Source organism: Bradyrhizobium aeschynomenes, assembly GCF_013178945.1.
GTDB lineage: Bacteria > Pseudomonadota > Alphaproteobacteria > Rhizobiales > Xanthobacteraceae > Bradyrhizobium > Bradyrhizobium aeschynomenes.
In genome coordinates, this window is record NZ_JABFDM010000002.1 from 271641 (window position 1) to 287505 (window position 15865).

A 15865-nucleotide genomic window follows, 5' to 3' on the forward strand; every position below is an offset into this window, starting at 1 on the left:
CGGGCACGTGACATCGGCGTGACCAGCCGCTCGCGCGCTCGGGCGCCTCAGCCGATTTTCTTCAGCCCCTTGGTATAGCGCGGTCCCTTGGCGACGTAGGCCTTGGCCGCGATGCCCATGCGCTCGACCTGCGCGGGCTCGAGCGTGCGCACGACGCGGGCGGGCGCGCCGACGATCAGCGAATATTCCGGAAAGTCCTTGCCTTCGGTGATGATGGCGCCGGCCCCGACGACGCTGCCGCGGCGGATGTGCGCGCCGTTCATGACGATCGAGCCCATGCCGATCAGCGCGTCGTCCTCGACGGTGCAGCCGTGCAGGATCACGTTGTGGCCGACCGTGACGTTGCGGCCAACACGCAGCGGGAAGCCGGGATCGACGTGACAGGTGGCATTGTCCTGGACGTTGGAGCCTTCGCCAATCTCGATCCAGTCATTGTCGCCGCGAATGACCGCGCCGAACCAGACGGTGACCTCCTGGGCGAGCTTCACACGGCCGATCACGGTCGCATTGTCGGCGATATAGTAGTTGCCGTCCGCAGGCAGCTCGGGCCCCTGCCCGTCGAGTTCGTAGATGGCCATCTAGGTCTCCCGTTCGCAGGAGACCTTGGCACAGCCCGTCGAATAATTTCAAGCAACCGGGCAGCAGCCCGGCCGGGATTTGGAACTCAGGTCAGCACGCCGGCTGCGCGCAGCGTCATCACGACGAACGTCCCGGACATCATGCTCCAGAAGCCGGCGATCACGGTGGCCAGCATCACGAACTCGAAGCGGCGGCGCTCGATGCGGGCGCCGCGCAGCGTGTTGCGCATGATGATGAAGGGGGCGGCGAACACCAGGAACGGCACGGCCGCAAAGCGGCGCGGCGTCACACCCTCCTGCAGCAATTCGAACCCGGGCGGACGCTCGGCGTAGGCCTGATAGCCGCTGGCCAGAGCGCCGGCCAAGGCGAAACCGATCAGGAGCGAGAACAGCGAATTGAACGCCTCTGCCGACATCGTACGCACCCACACACTTGCTGAACTGCCCGATGCTGGTTTGGCAAAATACCGAGGCGCCCGCCACATTATCCTTAAGAAAGGGTTAATCGAGCCTGCGGCAAATGCGCAGGCTCCTGCCGGTAAGATCCTGCAGAAAAGCGTATCGACGTGGCATAGTCGCGGTGATTCGGCCCAGAGATCCCCTGCCCGCCATGACGATGTTTTCGGTCCGCAGTGCCCGCCCTTCGAACGGACATGGCCATGCCGTGCCGATCATGATCGGCTGCATGCTGACGGCCGCTGCCGTGGCGGTCGTAGCCTACCTGCTATGGCCGACGTGGCGAGCCGGCGCCTTCAAGGGACCGGAGCGCCTGCCCGTGAGCATCGGCGGCACCATCTTCAACGTACCGGCGGCGGCCATCAGGGTGAAGATCCAGCGCCATACTGGCCCGCAGGAACGGGTCGATCTCGGCTTTGACTATCCCTCGCTGACCCCGCCCGAGGCGCCACACCATGTCAGCGCCGATCAGATCGATCAGGCACCGCATCCGATCGACCGCATCTTCGTCTCGATCTCGGCGCATCACGATGCGCTGTCGCCGGAGGCGCGGCTGAAGACGATCTATCCGCGCTATCTGAACCCCGCGCCGGTCTCGGTGCAGGACGGCCTGACGATGCGCGGCTTCCGCGCCGGCACGCCCTACGATGTCGAGGACCTGTTCGCAGCCGAGCAGCCCGCATTGGTGGCGCGCTGCACCCGCGATGCGTCCACTCCCGGCATGTGCCTCAGCGAGCGCCGCATCGAGGGCGCAGACCTCGTGTTTCGCTTCCCGCGCAGCTGGCTATCGCAATGGCAGGACGTCGCGGCCGCGATGGAGCGGCTGACGGCGCAGATGCATGCGGTGAAGTAGTCGTTGGTGTTAGCCCGGATGAGCGCAGCGACATCCGGGTCCTCCGACACGGCGGGTGTGAACCCGCATGTCGCTTCGCCCATGCGGGCTACGCCAGGCGCGCCTTGTTACTCACCATTGAGCTCGTGAGCACGGCACGTGAGCGTCGGCAGATGACGCCGACACATTGGCGCGGTGGAGGGGTATCTCTCGACGAACATCACGCGCGGAGAGAGACCGCTCACCCAAACGAGCAGGCTGATAGGCCGGCGTAGCCCCCTCCCACAAGGGGAGAGGGCGTATTCATGAGCACCGCGCCTATAGTCGTACTTGCACGGCGCCCGATGCCGATTGCGCAGATGCTCGGCTACTTACCTACTCGACCAGGTCGTCTTCCAGGATCGCCATCTGGAACTGGAACGAGCGATCGTCGTCCTCGTCGTCGACGAACAGAACGCCAATGAACTCCTCGCCGATATAGACCTCGGCGGAGTCCTCCTTCTTCGGCCGCGGCACGACGCGGATCTTGGGATTGCCGAACACGCGCTTCAGATACGCGTCGAGCTTCCTGACTTCCTGAACGTCCACGGGTGATCTCCAATCAAAGCGGTTTGCTTGTTGTCCAGGGACGTGACGCAGCGCACGCCCGTGACTCGAAGCTTGTTAGTTCAGCCCGTCGACCCCGGCACGGGCGCCAGCGTCATCGACGGACCTGAAAGGGACGACGTGGATCTCACATTCAGTCCGCCGCGGCAATGGCGGATCGTCAGATCCACAGACCGTCGATGTGTTCGCACGAAATTCAGTGGTTGAAAAGCTCTTGACTCGGAGATTGCGCGTGCGCGCGTTGCGGCTCAGATGCCGATTGCGTTGATCATCTGGTCCATGGTGCGCGACGGCTCGGCGCAACCCGCCTCGCCGACGATCTTCGCCGGCACGCCGGCGACGGTAACGTTGTTAGGTACCGGCTTGACGACCACCGATCCCGCCGCGATGCGCGCGCAGTGACCGACCTCGATATTGCCGAGCACCTTGGCGCCGGCGCCGATCAGCACGCCGTGGCGAATCTTCGGATGGCGGTCCTCGTTCTCCTTGCCGGTGCCGCCAAGCGTCACGCCGTGCAGGATCGAGACGTTGTCCTCGATGATCGCCGTCTCGCCGCAGACGAAGCCGGTGGCGTGATCAAGGAAGATGCCGCGGCCGATGCGCGCCGCAGGATTGATATCGGTCTGGAACACGGCGGAAGAGCGGCTCTGCAGGTAGAACGCGAAGTCCTTGCGGCTCTTGCGATACAGCCAGTTTGCAAGGCGATGCGTCTGCAGCGCGTGGAAACCCTTGAAGTACAGCAAGGGATCGATGAAGCGCGAGGTCGCGGGATCGCGGTCGTAGACCGCGACGAGATCGGCGCGGAAGGCGTGGCCGAGATCCGGCTCGTCGCGCAGCGCATCATCGAAGGTCTGGCGGATGAGGTCGCCGGACAGCGCGGAATGATCGAGACGGTCGGCGACGCGATGCACGACCGAGTCTTCCAGCCGGCCGTGATGCAGCACCGTCGAATAGATGAACGTGGCAAGCTCGGGCTCTCGCCGGACGATCTCTTCGGCTTCGTGACGGATCCGGTCCCAGATCGGATCGAGCGTCGCCAGCTTTCCGCTCTGGGGATGGGTCTGATGCATGGCCATGGCTGCGTCTCGCGAAGTTCAGTGGGCAGGCAATATAGCACGGCGCGTGGATTGATGTCCTCCGCGCGCCCGCGCTCGGGTCATCGTTCCATCCCAGCCAGCCTCTCTCCCAGAGAGCACGGGATTGAGACATTTCCGTTACGCGCAGGTCTCAGCCGCGTTCCCGCTCGGGCGCGGCGTCGGCTCAAGGTGGTCAGCGGGAACCGGAAATCAAGGCTGCACCCATGGGGAAACAAACTTGCGCCCCCCTCGGGCAACCGGCCGTGAGGCAAAAAGGAGCCACCCGGCAATAGAAACCGGACCGTCCCCCGCGCGATCACGGGGCCCGCTTTACCATCCATCAGCCTGCGTCTATTGGTAAATATGGCCCTGACCATGTTTTGGCCATGGTGCTCCGAACCGGGGGATGCAGGCATCAGTAACATTCAGATCCTGGACGAACGCGCAGCCGAGGCCGGATCGGCCTGGCTCCCCGTCATCGTCATCCCGCTCTTCCTGGTCGCGCCGGCGCTGTGGAACGGCTATCCGCTGCTGCAGTGGGACACTGGCGGCTATCTGGCGCGATGGTACGAAGGCTATCTGGTGCCGAGCCGCTCCACGGTGTTCGGCCTCTATCTGCATTGGGGCGAAGGCTCCAGCTTCTGGCTCAATCTCGGCCTGCAGGCGCTGGCAACCCTGTGGATCCTGCAACTGACCTTGCGCGTGCTCGGGCTCAATCAGCCGCTGCGCCTGCTGTGGATGGGCCTGCTGCTGATCCTGACCACCGCCCTGCCCTGGCTTGCCAGCATGCTGCTGACCGACATCTTCGCCGGCCTGTCGGTGCTGGCGCTGTTCATCCTGGTGACGCAGGCGCGCCGGATCTCCGCAATGGAGAAGATCGCGCTGTTCGGCTTCGTCGCCTTCGCCTCCGCCACCCACAGCGCCACGCTCGGCGTCCTGTTCGGCCTGTGCTGCGCGGGCTGGATGGCCTACCCATGGCTGCGTCGGCAGATCGCACTCTCGGGCCTGGTCCAGGCCAGCCTGACCATCGTCGCAGGCGCCGCGATGCTGCTCGCCGCGAACTTCGCCCTGTCCGGCCAGCTGGCGTGGACGCCGGGCGGCACCGGCGTCGCCTTCGGCCGCATGCTGCAGGACGGCATCGTCGCGCAATATCTCAGGGATCATTGCGGACGCGAAAAGCTCAAGCTCTGCCCTTATCGCAACGAGCTGCCGCCCACGGCCGACGACTTCCTGTGGGGCAACAGCATGTTCAACAAGCTCGGCCGCTTCGAGGGCATGAACGAGGAGATGGGCTTCATCGTCAAGCGTTCGCTGGCGGCCTATCCGCTGTGGCAGGCCAAGGCGGCGGCGGTTGCCACCGCCGAGCAGCTCATGCATGTGGCGACCGGCGAAGGCACCAGCGGCTGGGTGCCGCACACCTACGGCATCATCGAGCGCTACATCCCGGCGCAGGTCCGGCAGATGCGCGCGGCGCATCAGCAGCATTGGGAGATCAATTTCGCGGTCGTGAACTGGCTGCACGTGCCGGTCGCGCTCGGCTCGATGCTGGCGGTGGCGGCGATCGCCGCGCACGCAATCTGGCGCCGGCGGCGCGACGACATCACCCTGCTCGCCGTCACGGTGACGCTCGCCCTGCTCGGCAATGCCGTGATCTGCGGCGTCATCTCCGGCCCGCACGATCGCTATGGTGCCCGGCTGGTCTGGATCGCGACGTTCACGGCGCTGATTGCCGTCGCCCGCTGGCTCGGTGGCGAGCGGACCGACGGAACGGCGGAGACTCTCCCTTAGCCCGCATGAGCGACAGCCGGGGCCAAGGCGTCGGCGAAAGCGACATGCGGGGTCACACGAGCTGCGTCGGAGAACCCGGGGTCACTTCGCTCGCCCCGGCTACGCGGTCACCGCCGGGCGAGGAAATCGATTACGCCTGCCTTGTAGACCTTGTCGCCGACGGCGCGCATGTGGTCGCGGTTGGGAATGTCGAGCACCTCGGCGCCGGGAATCAGCGCACCGAGCGCGGGGCCGGAGCCCGCCACGTCGTCCGTCGTACCAACCGCGACCAGCACCGGCACCGCGATGCGGCCGACCTCCTCGCGCGACAGCAGGCCACGCGAGCCCCGCATGCAGGCAGCGAGCGCGAGACGATCCGAGCGGGTCTGGTCCGCGAAGGCGCGAAACGTCTTGCCGACGGGATCGGTGACGTCATCGATCGACGGCGCCTCAAGCGCAGCCGCGACGTTCTCGCCGGGACCGCCTCCCTCGATCATCGCCATGCCGATGCCGCCGAAGATCGCCGAGCGCAAGCGCTCCGGCGTGGTCAGCGCGATATGAGCCGCGATACGGCCACCGAGCGAGTAGCCCATCACATCGGCGCTCGCGAGGCGCAGATGGTCCATCAGCGCGGTGACGTCGCTCGCCATCTCGGGAAGCGCATATTGCGCCGGATCGTACAGCTTGGCCGACTCGCCATGGCCGCGATTGTCGAGCGCGATGACCCGGCGGCCGGCCTTGCGCAGCTCGGTCACCCAGCCCGGATAGATCCAGTTGACATTCTTGGTCGAGGCGAAGCCGTGGACGAGCACGATCGGATCGCCCTCGCCCTCGTCGATGAAGGCAATGTCGACGGCGCCGTTGGAAAAGCTCGGCATGAGCAGGAGTCCCGGAAATTCTGGAGTGACGATGATGCGACGAAGTCTAGCCGCAGGGCGTCGCCGCGGCCAGATCGGTGCTGGCGGCATCGGCCTGCATTCGTCGCAGACGGCGCCGCTTGCCGCGGTCGATCACGCCCTGCGTCGCACGCTCGGTCATGGATTTGAGCGATGCGACGAACCCGAGCAGGCTCATCAGGGCGCCGAACAGCCAGAGCGCCAGGTTGAACGCGCCGGCAGTGAGCAGCAGTGCGCCGCGGCCGAGCAGCTTCAGAATCGCGCGGGTCTGGCCGCCTTTGGCTTCGGCGAGCCGCGCGGCACGGGCGATGTCCTTCGGGCCCTCGGCGAGCTTGAGCGAATCGAGCGCGCCGCGCGTGCCGGCCTTCTCGGTGATGCGGCCGACGTCCTTGCCCAGGCGCACCAACGCGCCGGCCTTCTCGGCCCGGAACGCGGCGCGGATCGCGGTCGCGGTTTCGCCCGGCCGCAGCACCGAGCCGGTGGCCACTGCCTGATGGAGCATCGGCGCATCGACGACCTCGCGCGCCGAGCGTCCGGCCCAGGCCGCAAGCCCCTCGCCGAGCCGGCCGACCTTGCGGGCATCCTTGACCAGGGTCAGCCCAGCCCGCACCGGCGCGGCGCCACCCGCCGAGACATAAGTCGCCGCGGTCACGGCGAGCCCGGCGGCGGCGAGGCCGAGCACGAGACGATCGGTCTCCTCGCCCATCACCAGATGCTTGCCTTCACGCACGGCGTCGCGAATGTCGCCGAACACGAACAGGTCGCCAGCGACGGTGCCGGACAGGCTCGCGACGTCGTCGGCCTGGCCGGTGACGAGACCGGTCGCAAAGCGCCTCGCCACGCTCGCCGGCGCCTTCTCGGCGGCCGCGGCATCGCTCACCCGCTGCACCTGCGTGGCATCCAGCGCGACCTCGTGCTCGCGCGCCAGCGCAATGAAGCTCTCGGCGAGCTCCGGATCGCCGGCGGTGAGCGCCTCGTCGATGTCGCGGGCGATCCGCGACGGATCGGTCCGCAGCGCTGAGGCGACCTGCAACTCCGACAGCCGGGCTGGATCGTCGGCGGCCGCGATCACCGCGCCGGCGTGCCAGGCATGCGGCCACAGCGCAGCGCCGATTGCGGCGCTGACGGCAAGGCCGGCCGCGGCCAGGCTGAGCCTCCACTTGATTCGCATCGAGATCACGCCGCCTTCACGTTTTCGCGCATCGAGCCATCCCAAGACATAGGATATCCCGCCCGGGACACAACGGCCCCGACGAAAGAAGGGCTTCTCGGCGCGGGCGGCTTTGTGTCGAATCCACACGCGTAAAAATATCGGCGTGCGTCGCGCCCGACGAGGTTCCCAACCCGAGGAATTGGCCTTATGGCTCAGCATGGTGCGCCGCCGTTTTCGTGACGGCAAGGTGCCTCGGTGCTGTCACGTCGGCCGCTTCCCGTGCTGAATGTCGCTCTGATCCGATCTGCTCTTCTTGCCACTCGAGGTGATACCGATGGCCGATAACATCGTCCCGCATTTCCACAACGACGCCGGTGTTCCGGTGATCGAGATCGGCTCGCATGAGTTCATGTGCGTGGGCGCCAATCCGCCGTTCGACCATCCGCATGTCTTCCTCGATCTCGGCAACGACAAAGAGATCATCTGCCCCTACTGCTCGACGCTGTACCGCTACGCGCCGGACCTTGCCGCCGGCGAGGCACGGCCGCCGGAATGCGTCCTGAAGGACGTCGCCTGATCGGCGTGTCGTGGCACTGCGGACCGTCCATGTTGCGGGAGCCGGCATCGGCGGCCTGACCGCGGCGCTCGCGCTGGCGACGAAGGGCTTTCGCGTCGTCGTGCTGGAGAAGGCCGAGCGGCTGGAAGAGGTCGGCGCCGGCTTGCAGCTGTCGCCCAATGCCAGCCGCGTCCTGATCGATCTCGGGCTCAAGCCGCGGCTTACCGCGTGCGCGGTGGTGCCGGAGGCGGTCTCCATCATGAGCGCGCGCGCTGGCGGCGAGATCGCGCGGCTGCCGCTGGGAGCAGCTACGAGCGAGGCGGCCGGCGCGCCCTATTGGGTGATCCACCGCGCCGATCTGCAGGCGGCGTTGGCGGCCGAGGCGATGGCACATCCGGACATCGAGCTGCAGCTCGGCTGCCAGTTCGAGGACGTCGCCGCCCACGCCAAGGGCCTCACCGTGGTGCATCGCCGCGGCAATGAGCGCCGACAGGATGTGGCGCTGGCGCTGATCGGCGCCGACGGCGTGTGGTCGGCGGTGCGCCATCATCTCTTCCCGCAAGCGCGCGCCGAGTTCTCCGGACTGATCGCCTGGCGCGGCACGCTCGACGCCCGGCAATTGCCGCGCGACTACACCAGCGCGCGGGTGCAGCTGTGGATGGGACCGGATGCGCATCTCGTCGCCTATCCGATCTCCGCCGGCCGCCAGGTCAATGTCGTCGCCGTGGTGCCGGGGACCTGGAACCGGCCGGGCTGGAGCACCGAGGGCGATGCGAACGAGCTGAAGGCCGCCTTTGGCCCGCCGCGCTGGCCGGCGGCGGCGCGGCTGTTGCTGAACGCCGTCGACGGCTGGCGCAAATGGGCGCTGTTCGCGGTGCCCGAGGGCATCGAATGGACGCAAGGCAACGTCGCCCTGCTGGGGGATGCCGCGCACGCGATGCTGCCGTTCGCAGCGCAGGGCGCGGGCATGGCGATCGAGGACGCGGCGGTGCTGGCGAAATGCCTGAGCGAGGCCCGGCCCGACGGGCTCGCCGCCGTCGAAGGCGCGCTGAAGCAGTATGCCAGGCTGCGCCGGCCCCGCGTCGGCCGGGTGCAACGCACCGCGCGCAGCCAGGGCCGCATCTACCACATGAGCGGGCCGCTGGCGCTGGCCCGCGACATCGGCATCAAGGCGCTCGGCCCGCAGCGCCTGTCGGCCCGGCAGGACTGGATCTACGACTGGCGATTGTGAGGCGCGAGGGTCAGTAGACCGAACCGTCCCGCGGCAAGGTCGACGGCCCGCCGGAGGCCATCGGCCGTGCGTTGCGCCCGGGCTTGACCGACTTGCCGCCCTTGGCAGCGACGGGCGCCGGCGGCGTCTCCACGCATTTGTTGCGCCGCCAGGCCTCCTCGGCGAACTGCGACTGGCCGCGGACGGCGACATAATCGTTGCGATAGGCGACCTCGGCCACCAGCGCGCCGCCGGTCCCGGTCTCGGCCTTGGTCATCAGCCCCTGCAGCTCGGCTGTGCGTGCGGCGAGCGCCTTGCGCTCGGCTTCGAGCTGCTTGCAGTCGTAGAGCTCGTATTTGGCCGGATCGGCGAATGCCGTCGACACGCTGTCGCTCATGCCCGCGCAGCCTGCGAGCAGCGGGCCGAGGGCACAGAGCCCTGCGGCGAGCGCAAGGCGTCGGAAGGTCGGGCGATGGCAAAGCGTGGTCATGCAGCCTCGATAGGTCAGCCGTCTTAAAACATCATCTCAATCGCGGGCTGAGCCCGCGCACCGTTCATGGATCGCTTTCGCGTGGCCAGTCCGTGCCTTACAACGGCCGCCTCGTCCAGTCCTTGCATCTGTCGGAGCCGATCTGTCCGGTCACTTCAGCTCGGACGCACTCTCAAAGCAGCTGGTGACGGCCGGATTGAGGCTTTACCAAGGCAACCTCGCTGGCCTAAGCAGAGGGTCAACCGAAGAACCTCGCACAAGCTCGTTCCGTATCGAAGGATCATGCGCTAGGTCTTTGACTCCAAAAGCGGACGTGGCGGAATCGGTAGACGCAAGGGACTTAAAATCCCTCGATGGCAACGTCGTGTGGGTTCGAGCCCCACCGTCCGCACCAGCGTCAGCACGCGGGCGCCTACGCGGCCTGCGCGCGCACCATCAACTCTGCCATCGTCGTCGATGTGAAGCTTGGCCGTGCCTCCAGGCGTTCGATCCAGGCGACGAGGTTCGGTCGGCCGAATGTCAGCTCCGCCCATTCCGGCGTGAGCGACAGGAAGCTCGCCTGCGGACCGGCCTGGAGGTCGGCGAGCGACAGCTGGCCACCCGCCATGAACGGCTGCTCCCCAAGCAGCCGCGACAGCTCCGCAATGACCGTTCTCGCCTGCGGCATCGCCCGCGCGATCGCGGCTTCGTCGGTCGACGTGCCAAAGAACTGCGGCCCGACGATGCGCTGGAAAATGATGACGTTGCAGACGCCATGGAACAGGTACCAGTCGCTGATGTTCATCACCTGGTCCATCCTCGCCGCCTGCCGCACGTCATCGGGCGTCAGCGGCGGCTCCGGCAGCACGCGGTCGAGATAACGCAGGATCGCCTGGGTCTCGTAGAGCACGAATCCATCATGCGAGAGCGCCGGCACGCGGCCGAACGGATGCCGTTCGAGATGGGTGGAAGATTTCGAATCGCCCGGCGCCAGCGCGGCCAGGCGATACGGCGCGCCCTTCTCCTCCAGCGTGGCGAGCACGCTGCGGCCGAATGGGCTCCCCGGCACCGAATGGACGACGAACTCGGACATGCGTTTCTCCCCCGCTGACGACGACTTGCTCACGACGATGATGATGAGTGGAGCTCGGCCTCGGCGACGTAGCGCTGCAGCAGGCCCGGCCAGCCACCGTCGACATCGCGGCGCATGGATGCGCCGGCTTCTTCACCCATGGTCTCGAACTTGTGGTGCAGCAGCTCGATACGCGTCGTCTCGGCACCTTCGGCGAAGAACCGCACGTCGACCTCCGAGCGCATCGCCGCATCCGGCTTCCATTGCGCATTGATCTGCCAGAGCATCACGAAACGATGCGGCGGCTCCCAGAGCGTGACGGTCGCGACCACCGTCTGCGTCCCGTCCTCGGCAATCTCGAGCCAGCGGCCGCCCAGCTTCGGCTCCAGCAGCACCTTCGCAATCGGCTTGCCGCCGACCCCATGCGTGTGCGGCCACCACCGGGTCAGCCCGCCGGTGAACACCGCAAAGGCATGATCGAGCGGCGCCCTGACTTGGACCCGCTTCTCGACCGGGGCAATCACGCCGCGCTCATTCATTCCCGTCCCTCGTCCTTTTGATCTGCCAATGCGTGCGCTCGGCTTCGATCTTGAAGGCAAGCAGCGCGTCATCCCAGAAACTGTCGAGCCAGTCGCGCAGCTCGGCCAAGCCCTCCCGGCGCAGCGAGTAGATGCGCCGCACGCCCTCGCTGCGCTCTTCGACCAGGCCTGCGTCCTTCAGCACTTTGAGATGCTGCGACACCGCCGGCCGCGATACCGTCATCCCCGCGGCAATCGCATGCACGGGACAGGGCCCGCCGCGCAGGCGCTCGAACACCTGCCGCCGCGTCGGATCCCCCAGGACCGCGAGTGCCGTTTCGTAAGTCATGACTTACCGTAAGTTAACACTTACGCAGTCGTCAAGAGGTTTCGGGGCAATGTCTGCGACCGCCAGTTGCGGTGGGAAACCCGCCGTTAACCAAACCGCGATGAAGTTGATCGTGGACCGCCGCCACACCGCGTGGCGACGCCGGACGCGCGGGGCAACCCGCCACGAATCGAGAGACACGATGCTGGGATTCCGCAGCCGGAAGACTGATCACCTGGACGCCTCGCCTGCGTCCGACGACACCGCAAATGAGACGTTCCAGGATACACTGGCACGATGTCTCGACGATTGGGCCGCCGGCCGGCTCAACCGTGACATGGCCGATGTCGACGCCGCCGCGCTACGCGCGAAGCTCAAGCCGCAGCTGATCGAGGCGATTCACCGCCTTGGCAACGCACTCGCAACGCGCGCGTCGCAGGATCTCGATTCCATCGTCGACCTCTGCATCAACAGCAACGAAGCCTCGATCAGCGCGGCGCGCCTGATCGGCGCGTCGAACAATCAATCGGAGCGCTGCCAGGGTCTCGCCTCGGCCTCGGTCGAAATGCAGGCGTCGGTGCAGACCATCAGCGCAACGTCGACCGCTGCGGCGGACGAGGCAGCGGCGACGCGACGCGCCGTCGAAGACAGCGTCACCGCGGTACGCGGCACGCTGCAGACCATGAACGGCATCGCGAGCTCCGTGCGCGACACCTCGGCCAAGATCGCCGACCTGAGCGCGGCCTCGGCGGAGATCGGCTCCATCGTCGGCACCATCGACGCGATCGCCAACCAGACCAACCTGCTGGCGCTGAACGCCACCATCGAGGCGGCACGCGCCGGCGAGTTCGGCAAGGGCTTCGCCGTCGTCGCCGCCGAGGTGAAGAACCTGTCGCAGCAGACGACCAAGGCGACCGAGGACATCAAGGGCCGCATCGAGCGGCTGCAGGCGGAGATGAGCGGCATCGTCGAGGCCATGGCGGGCGGCGCCAAGGCGGTCGAGATCGGCATGACCGAGATGACCAACCTGGCGCAGACGATCGACCAGGCCGGCGCGCGCACCGCCACGGTCAGCGCCAAGATGGACGAGATCTCCGGCATTCTCGCCGAGCAGAGCGCGGCGACCGACGAGGTCGCGCAGGGCATCACCATCATCGCAGATCTTGCGACCGCCAACGCCAACGAGGTGATGTCGCTCGCGGACACCATGGGCAGGACCGACGCCAAGGTCGGCAAGATGCTGGGCGAGATTTCCAAGCTGTCGCTCGACAATCAGGTGGTCAGGCTCGCCAAGGCCGATCACGTGATCTGGAAGAAGCGGCTGGTCGACATGTCGGTCGGGCGGCTGCAGCTCCGCCCCGACGAGCTATCAGACCATCACAATTGCCGGCTCGGCAAATGGTACTACGGCGAAGGCGGCCAGCGCCTCGCCGGCGATGCCGCGTTCCGCCACCTCGAACGCCCCCACGAGGCGGTGCACCGCCACGGCAAGGAGGCCGCCCGCTTGTTCAGCGCGGGGCGCATCGACGAAGCGCTGGGCGAGATCAGCAAGGTCGAGGTGGCCTCGAGCGAGGTGCTGGCGGCGCTCGATCAGATCAAGGACTAACCGCGCAACGCCGCTCCGTTCACCACCGGTAGCTCGCAACGCTCTTGCCGGCATAGGAGCGGGTCACGGCGGAAAACTCGCCTTCGAACGTCGCGGCGAGCGCGATGCCCTTCCGCCAGTTCATCTCGGCAGAGACCGTCGTCAGTGCCACATCACGCGCCCCGGCCGCGCCGTTCACCACGAAGCTTGCTCCGGGCAACGCCTGGAAGCTGGCCCATGCGGCAGTATCAGGGTTGAAGTCACGCGCCCATGCGGCGCGACCACGCAAGGTGAGCAGAGCATCGTTCACGGCAAAGGATTTGCCACTGCGCACGCCGAGTTCGGTCCGCGGCGACGTCACGGTGCTTGCCAGATAGGACAGCGCGAAACTGTTGGCGCCGGCGGTGACGGCTTCCGCGTAGCCAGGAAGGCGCGTGATCGTTACCTGTGCGGCCGCATAGGGCGTCAGGTCGAGGCCGCCGAACCAGGTCGTAGCAAAGCGGCTACCGCCTTCGAGACGGCCGGCGAGATTGTTGGCGCGGAAGCGCGCGCGCAGCTGATCAATGCCCGAGATGGTGAGCGTGCGATCGGTCGTGACGTCATGCCAGCCATAGGCGGCGGCCGCGCTGACATAGGCCGGGCCCGCCATGTGCTTGATGTATGCGCCGGCCTGGAACATGTCGCCGCGCCCGGTGCCGCCGGCGGCCACGTTGAAACTGGTGGCGCCGCCCGCCAGCGCAAAGCCGGCGACGGTTGCCGGCGACAGCCAGTGGTCGGCCCCCGCAGCGGCGCCGAACATGCGGCTGGTGGCGGTGCTGGATCCGACCGGCGCATTGCCGTCGGTGGTCTGGCCACCGCCGAAGCCCGCGGCCCAGGTTCGCCAGCGCGCCTCGAATGGCGGTGCATGCGGCGCAGCTTGGGCTTTCAGGCCGAATGTTTCACCGACCGTGCCACGAAGCGGGACGCTGGCATAGGCGTTCGCGAGATCGGCCGCATCGGCCAGGTCCCTTGCGGTCGTCTGGTCGCGGCTGCGGTCGGCGGCGGCAACATCGGTCATCGCGGTCGTGAACTGCGTGAGCGCGCGCACCATGGTCGGCTGCACCGCGGTGGCAATCTCGCCGGAGGCCTGCGTCAGCCCCGGCGCGGACAACCCGCCATAGACCAGCGGAATGCCGCCATGGCTGTTGAAGGAGTTGACCAGCGCGTTGGCGACGTTGGTCTGATTGATGGTGAAGCCGGTGTTGGACGGAGCGGTATAGGCCAGCGCGAGATCGAGATAGGCGTTGTTGGCGTCGTAGCTCAAGCTCGACTTGAATCCCGATGGTAGACTGCTGTTCACCACCGAGCCGAAGGTGCCGCTGATGCCACCGCCGGCATTGACGATGGTGTACTGCTTGGCGACGTAGCCCCCGGCCGCAGACGACACACTGACCGTGGCGCCCGCCAGCGTCGCCGTTCCCGAAACGTTGACGCGGTCAGCACCGGCCGGGGATATCTCGACCATGTAGGACGCGGCCGCAGTGAACGTCAGACTGCCGTTCACGGTCAACAGGCCGACTGAATTGCCGGGGGCGAGTGCGCCGCCGTTGATCATGGTGCTGCCGACGGTGCCGTTGCCGCCGAGCGTGCCGCCGGCATTCACGGTAACCGCCGAATTGGCGATCGAACCGTTCACCGACAGCGTGCCGCCATCGATCAGTGTTGGCCCGGTATAGGAGCTGGCGGCGGTCAGGATCGTGGTGCCGGCCTCGACGCGCACCGATCGCGTCCCTGCCCCGCTGCCGATGATGATTGGGGCGAAAGTGTAGTTCGTGCCGGTATGGTTGAACACGATCTGGCTGGTGCCGACACCAAGCTGGACCGAGGCCGCGCTGAGCGTCCCGGGCGCCGTGGCCGCTTCGCCGAGGCCGGCGCCGATATTGAGCGTGCTGTTTCCGCTGGCGTAGTGGCCGAGGATCAGGTTCGGCCCCGACACCGTGGCGCCATTGCGAATGGTGAGCGTGCCGACACCCCTGTCACCAATGAAGATGTTGGCGCCATCGGTCCAACTCGATCCGATGCCATCCACCGTGATGGCGCTAACCCCGGTGGCAGCAAGGCTCGAGCCAACCGTGGCGCTGATCAGTTTTGCGCCGTTGCTGATGCTCAGGGTGGCCTGGCCGTCCCAGCCGACATACAGATTCTTGATGATGAAGGTGGAGCCGGTGCCGTCGATCGTCACTCCGCCGATTCCCCCGGGCCAGTTGCCGATCCAGACAGTATCGCCGACGGTCACCGCGGCGCCGTTGCGGATGCTCAGCGCGCCCGTGCCATGGCTTCCGATGTCCAGTGATCCGCTGGTGCTCCAGGTCGACCCGGCGCCATCGACGGTCACCGCCCCGGTTGCGCCGGCCTGGCCGCCGATCGTGCCTTGCGTAGCGCTCAAGGTGCCGCCGTCCTGGACGGTCAACGCGCCGGCGTTGGCATCGCCGACCTTCACGGCCGTGGCCTGCGCGCCGGCAACCCCGACCACCGCCGCGTTGCCGGCCGTGTCGATCGTCGCGCTGGTCGCGCTGGTTGGAACGCCACCGGACCAGTTGCCGGCGTTGAACCAGTCGGTCGACGTGAGACCGGTCCAGTCGACGGCAAGGACTGGCGTGGTCTGCACCAGGACCGTTCCCAGCGCGATGGATGCTGTCGCCAGGCCTTGTCCGACATGCAATCGGGAGAAACGCGCCATATGGTCCATACGCTCCACTGATGGAGCGCGAATCTAAGATAACT

The 15865-nt window shown here is 67.0% G+C and carries 16 protein-coding genes and 1 tRNA gene; 6 read left to right on the plus strand and 11 right to left on the minus strand.

What is annotated here, in order from left to right; genetic code table 11:
* Window positions 1-47: 47 nt before the first annotated feature.
* Window positions 48-578 carry a gamma carbonic anhydrase family protein gene (locus tag HL666_RS05910; RefSeq protein WP_172180365.1) on the minus strand — a complete coding sequence of 177 codons (531 nt, stop codon included), beginning with the start codon at window positions 576-578 and terminating at the stop codon, window positions 48-50.
* A gap of 86 nt (window positions 579-664) precedes the next feature.
* On the minus strand, window positions 665-994 hold the full coding sequence (locus HL666_RS05915; protein ID WP_172115419.1) for a DUF6949 family protein: 330 nt from the start codon (window positions 992-994) through the stop codon (window positions 665-667).
* A 194-nt stretch (window positions 995-1188) separates the two neighbouring features.
* On the opposite strand from HL666_RS05915, the gene HL666_RS05920 reads away from it, so the two are divergent.
* The gene (locus tag HL666_RS05920) at window positions 1189-1887 is read left to right on the plus strand and encodes a hypothetical protein (RefSeq protein ID WP_172180367.1); all 699 of its coding nucleotides are present in this window, start codon (window positions 1189-1191) and stop codon (window positions 1885-1887) included.
* A gap of 354 nt (window positions 1888-2241) precedes the next feature.
* Here HL666_RS05920 and HL666_RS05925 read toward each other — a convergent pair whose 3' ends face one another.
* A complete protein-coding gene (locus tag HL666_RS05925) occupies window positions 2242-2454 on the minus strand; it encodes a DUF3126 family protein (RefSeq protein WP_006611186.1) in 213 nt (70 codons plus the stop codon).
* A gap of 266 nt (window positions 2455-2720) precedes the next feature.
* The gene (gene cysE / locus HL666_RS05930; protein WP_172115415.1) at window positions 2721-3548 is read right to left on the minus strand and encodes a serine O-acetyltransferase; all 828 of its coding nucleotides are present in this window, start codon (window positions 3546-3548) and stop codon (window positions 2721-2723) included.
* Window positions 3549-3923: 375 nt separating this feature from the next.
* On the opposite strand from cysE, the gene HL666_RS05935 reads away from it, so the two are divergent.
* Complete coding sequence (locus HL666_RS05935) at window positions 3924-5336, plus strand: hypothetical protein (protein WP_172180369.1); 1413 nt, start codon at window positions 3924-3926, stop codon at window positions 5334-5336.
* Between the two features lie 107 nt (window positions 5337-5443).
* On the opposite strand, the gene HL666_RS05940 is transcribed toward HL666_RS05935, so the two are convergent.
* Window positions 5444-6193, minus strand: coding sequence for an alpha/beta fold hydrolase (locus HL666_RS05940; RefSeq protein ID WP_172115411.1), 750 nt, complete (start codon window positions 6191-6193; stop codon window positions 5444-5446).
* Between the two features lie 46 nt (window positions 6194-6239).
* Window positions 6240-7382, minus strand: a complete 1143-nt coding sequence (locus tag HL666_RS05945) for a hypothetical protein (RefSeq protein ID WP_172180951.1) — start codon at window positions 7380-7382, stop codon at window positions 6240-6242.
* Between the two features lie 316 nt (window positions 7383-7698).
* On the opposite strand from HL666_RS05945, the gene HL666_RS05950 reads away from it, so the two are divergent.
* Entirely contained in the window at window positions 7699-7941 is a 243-nt protein-coding gene (locus HL666_RS05950; RefSeq protein ID WP_006611181.1) for a zinc-finger domain-containing protein, read from the plus strand.
* Window positions 7942-7951: 10 nt separating this feature from the next.
* Window positions 7952-9151 (plus strand): FAD-dependent monooxygenase, encoded by a 1200-nt coding sequence (locus HL666_RS05955; RefSeq protein ID WP_172180371.1) that lies wholly within the window; start codon window positions 7952-7954, stop codon window positions 9149-9151.
* 10 nt (window positions 9152-9161) lie between these two features.
* On the opposite strand, the gene HL666_RS05960 is transcribed toward HL666_RS05955, so the two are convergent.
* Window positions 9162-9620 carry a hypothetical protein gene (locus HL666_RS05960; RefSeq protein ID WP_172180373.1) on the minus strand — a complete coding sequence of 153 codons (459 nt, stop codon included), beginning with the start codon at window positions 9618-9620 and terminating at the stop codon, window positions 9162-9164.
* A gap of 307 nt (window positions 9621-9927) precedes the next feature.
* Here HL666_RS05960 and HL666_RS05965 point away from each other — a divergent pair.
* Window positions 9928-10014: transfer RNA gene (locus HL666_RS05965), tRNA-Leu, on the plus strand.
* An 18-nt stretch (window positions 10015-10032) separates the two neighbouring features.
* On the opposite strand, the gene HL666_RS05970 is transcribed toward HL666_RS05965, so the two are convergent.
* From HL666_RS05970 to HL666_RS05980, 3 genes are read right to left on the minus strand one after another with little or no spacing between them, the layout of a single operon-like run.
* On the minus strand, window positions 10033-10692 hold the full coding sequence (locus tag HL666_RS05970) for a glutathione S-transferase family protein (RefSeq protein WP_210261765.1): 660 nt from the start codon (window positions 10690-10692) through the stop codon (window positions 10033-10035).
* A 29-nt stretch (window positions 10693-10721) separates the two neighbouring features.
* Complete coding sequence (locus HL666_RS05975; protein WP_172115403.1) at window positions 10722-11210, minus strand: SRPBCC family protein; 489 nt, start codon at window positions 11208-11210, stop codon at window positions 10722-10724.
* Complete coding sequence (locus tag HL666_RS05980; protein WP_172180375.1) at window positions 11203-11538, minus strand: ArsR/SmtB family transcription factor; 336 nt, start codon at window positions 11536-11538, stop codon at window positions 11203-11205. Before HL666_RS05980 ends, HL666_RS05975 begins: the two co-directional genes overlap by 8 nt.
* A gap of 181 nt (window positions 11539-11719) precedes the next feature.
* On the opposite strand from HL666_RS05980, the gene HL666_RS05985 reads away from it, so the two are divergent.
* A complete protein-coding gene (locus HL666_RS05985; RefSeq protein WP_172180377.1) occupies window positions 11720-13123 on the plus strand; it encodes a methyl-accepting chemotaxis protein in 1404 nt (467 codons plus the stop codon).
* Window positions 13124-13142: 19 nt separating this feature from the next.
* Here HL666_RS05985 and HL666_RS05990 read toward each other — a convergent pair whose 3' ends face one another.
* Entirely contained in the window at window positions 13143-15821 is a 2679-nt protein-coding gene (locus tag HL666_RS05990) for an autotransporter outer membrane beta-barrel domain-containing protein (protein WP_172180379.1), read from the minus strand.
* Between the last annotated feature and the right edge of the window lie 44 nt (window positions 15822-15865).

Excerpts from the sequence above, each read along its gene's own strand:
- HL666_RS05910 (WP_172180365.1), bottom strand. The coding sequence starts at position 578 with ATGGCCATCTACGAACTCGACGGGCAGGGGCCCGAGCTGCCTGCGGAC.
- HL666_RS05915 (WP_172115419.1), bottom strand. The coding sequence starts at position 994 with ATGTCGGCAGAGGCGTTCAATTCGCTGTTCTCGCTCCTGATCGGTTTC.
- HL666_RS05920 (WP_172180367.1), top strand. The coding sequence starts at position 1,189 with ATGACGATGTTTTCGGTCCGCAGTGCCCGCCCTTCGAACGGACATGGC.
- cysE (WP_172115415.1), bottom strand. The coding sequence starts at position 3,548 with ATGGCCATGCATCAGACCCATCCCCAGAGCGGAAAGCTGGCGACGCTC.
- HL666_RS05935 (WP_172180369.1), top strand. The coding sequence starts at position 3,924 with ATGTTTTGGCCATGGTGCTCCGAACCGGGGGATGCAGGCATCAGTAAC.
- HL666_RS05940 (WP_172115411.1), bottom strand. The coding sequence starts at position 6,193 with ATGCCGAGCTTTTCCAACGGCGCCGTCGACATTGCCTTCATCGACGAG.
- HL666_RS05945 (WP_172180951.1), bottom strand. The coding sequence starts at position 7,382 with ATGCGAATCAAGTGGAGGCTCAGCCTGGCCGCGGCCGGCCTTGCCGTC.
- HL666_RS05950 (WP_006611181.1), top strand. The coding sequence starts at position 7,699 with ATGGCCGATAACATCGTCCCGCATTTCCACAACGACGCCGGTGTTCCG.
- HL666_RS05960 (WP_172180373.1), bottom strand. The coding sequence starts at position 9,620 with ATGACCACGCTTTGCCATCGCCCGACCTTCCGACGCCTTGCGCTCGCC.
- HL666_RS05970 (WP_210261765.1), bottom strand. The coding sequence starts at position 10,692 with ATGTCCGAGTTCGTCGTCCATTCGGTGCCGGGGAGCCCATTCGGCCGC.
- HL666_RS05975 (WP_172115403.1), bottom strand. The coding sequence starts at position 11,210 with ATGAATGAGCGCGGCGTGATTGCCCCGGTCGAGAAGCGGGTCCAAGTC.
- HL666_RS05980 (WP_172180375.1), bottom strand. The coding sequence starts at position 11,538 with ATGACTTACGAAACGGCACTCGCGGTCCTGGGGGATCCGACGCGGCGG.
- HL666_RS05985 (WP_172180377.1), top strand. The coding sequence starts at position 11,720 with ATGCTGGGATTCCGCAGCCGGAAGACTGATCACCTGGACGCCTCGCCT.
- HL666_RS05990 (WP_172180379.1), bottom strand. The coding sequence starts at position 15,821 with ATGGCGCGTTTCTCCCGATTGCATGTCGGACAAGGCCTGGCGACAGCA.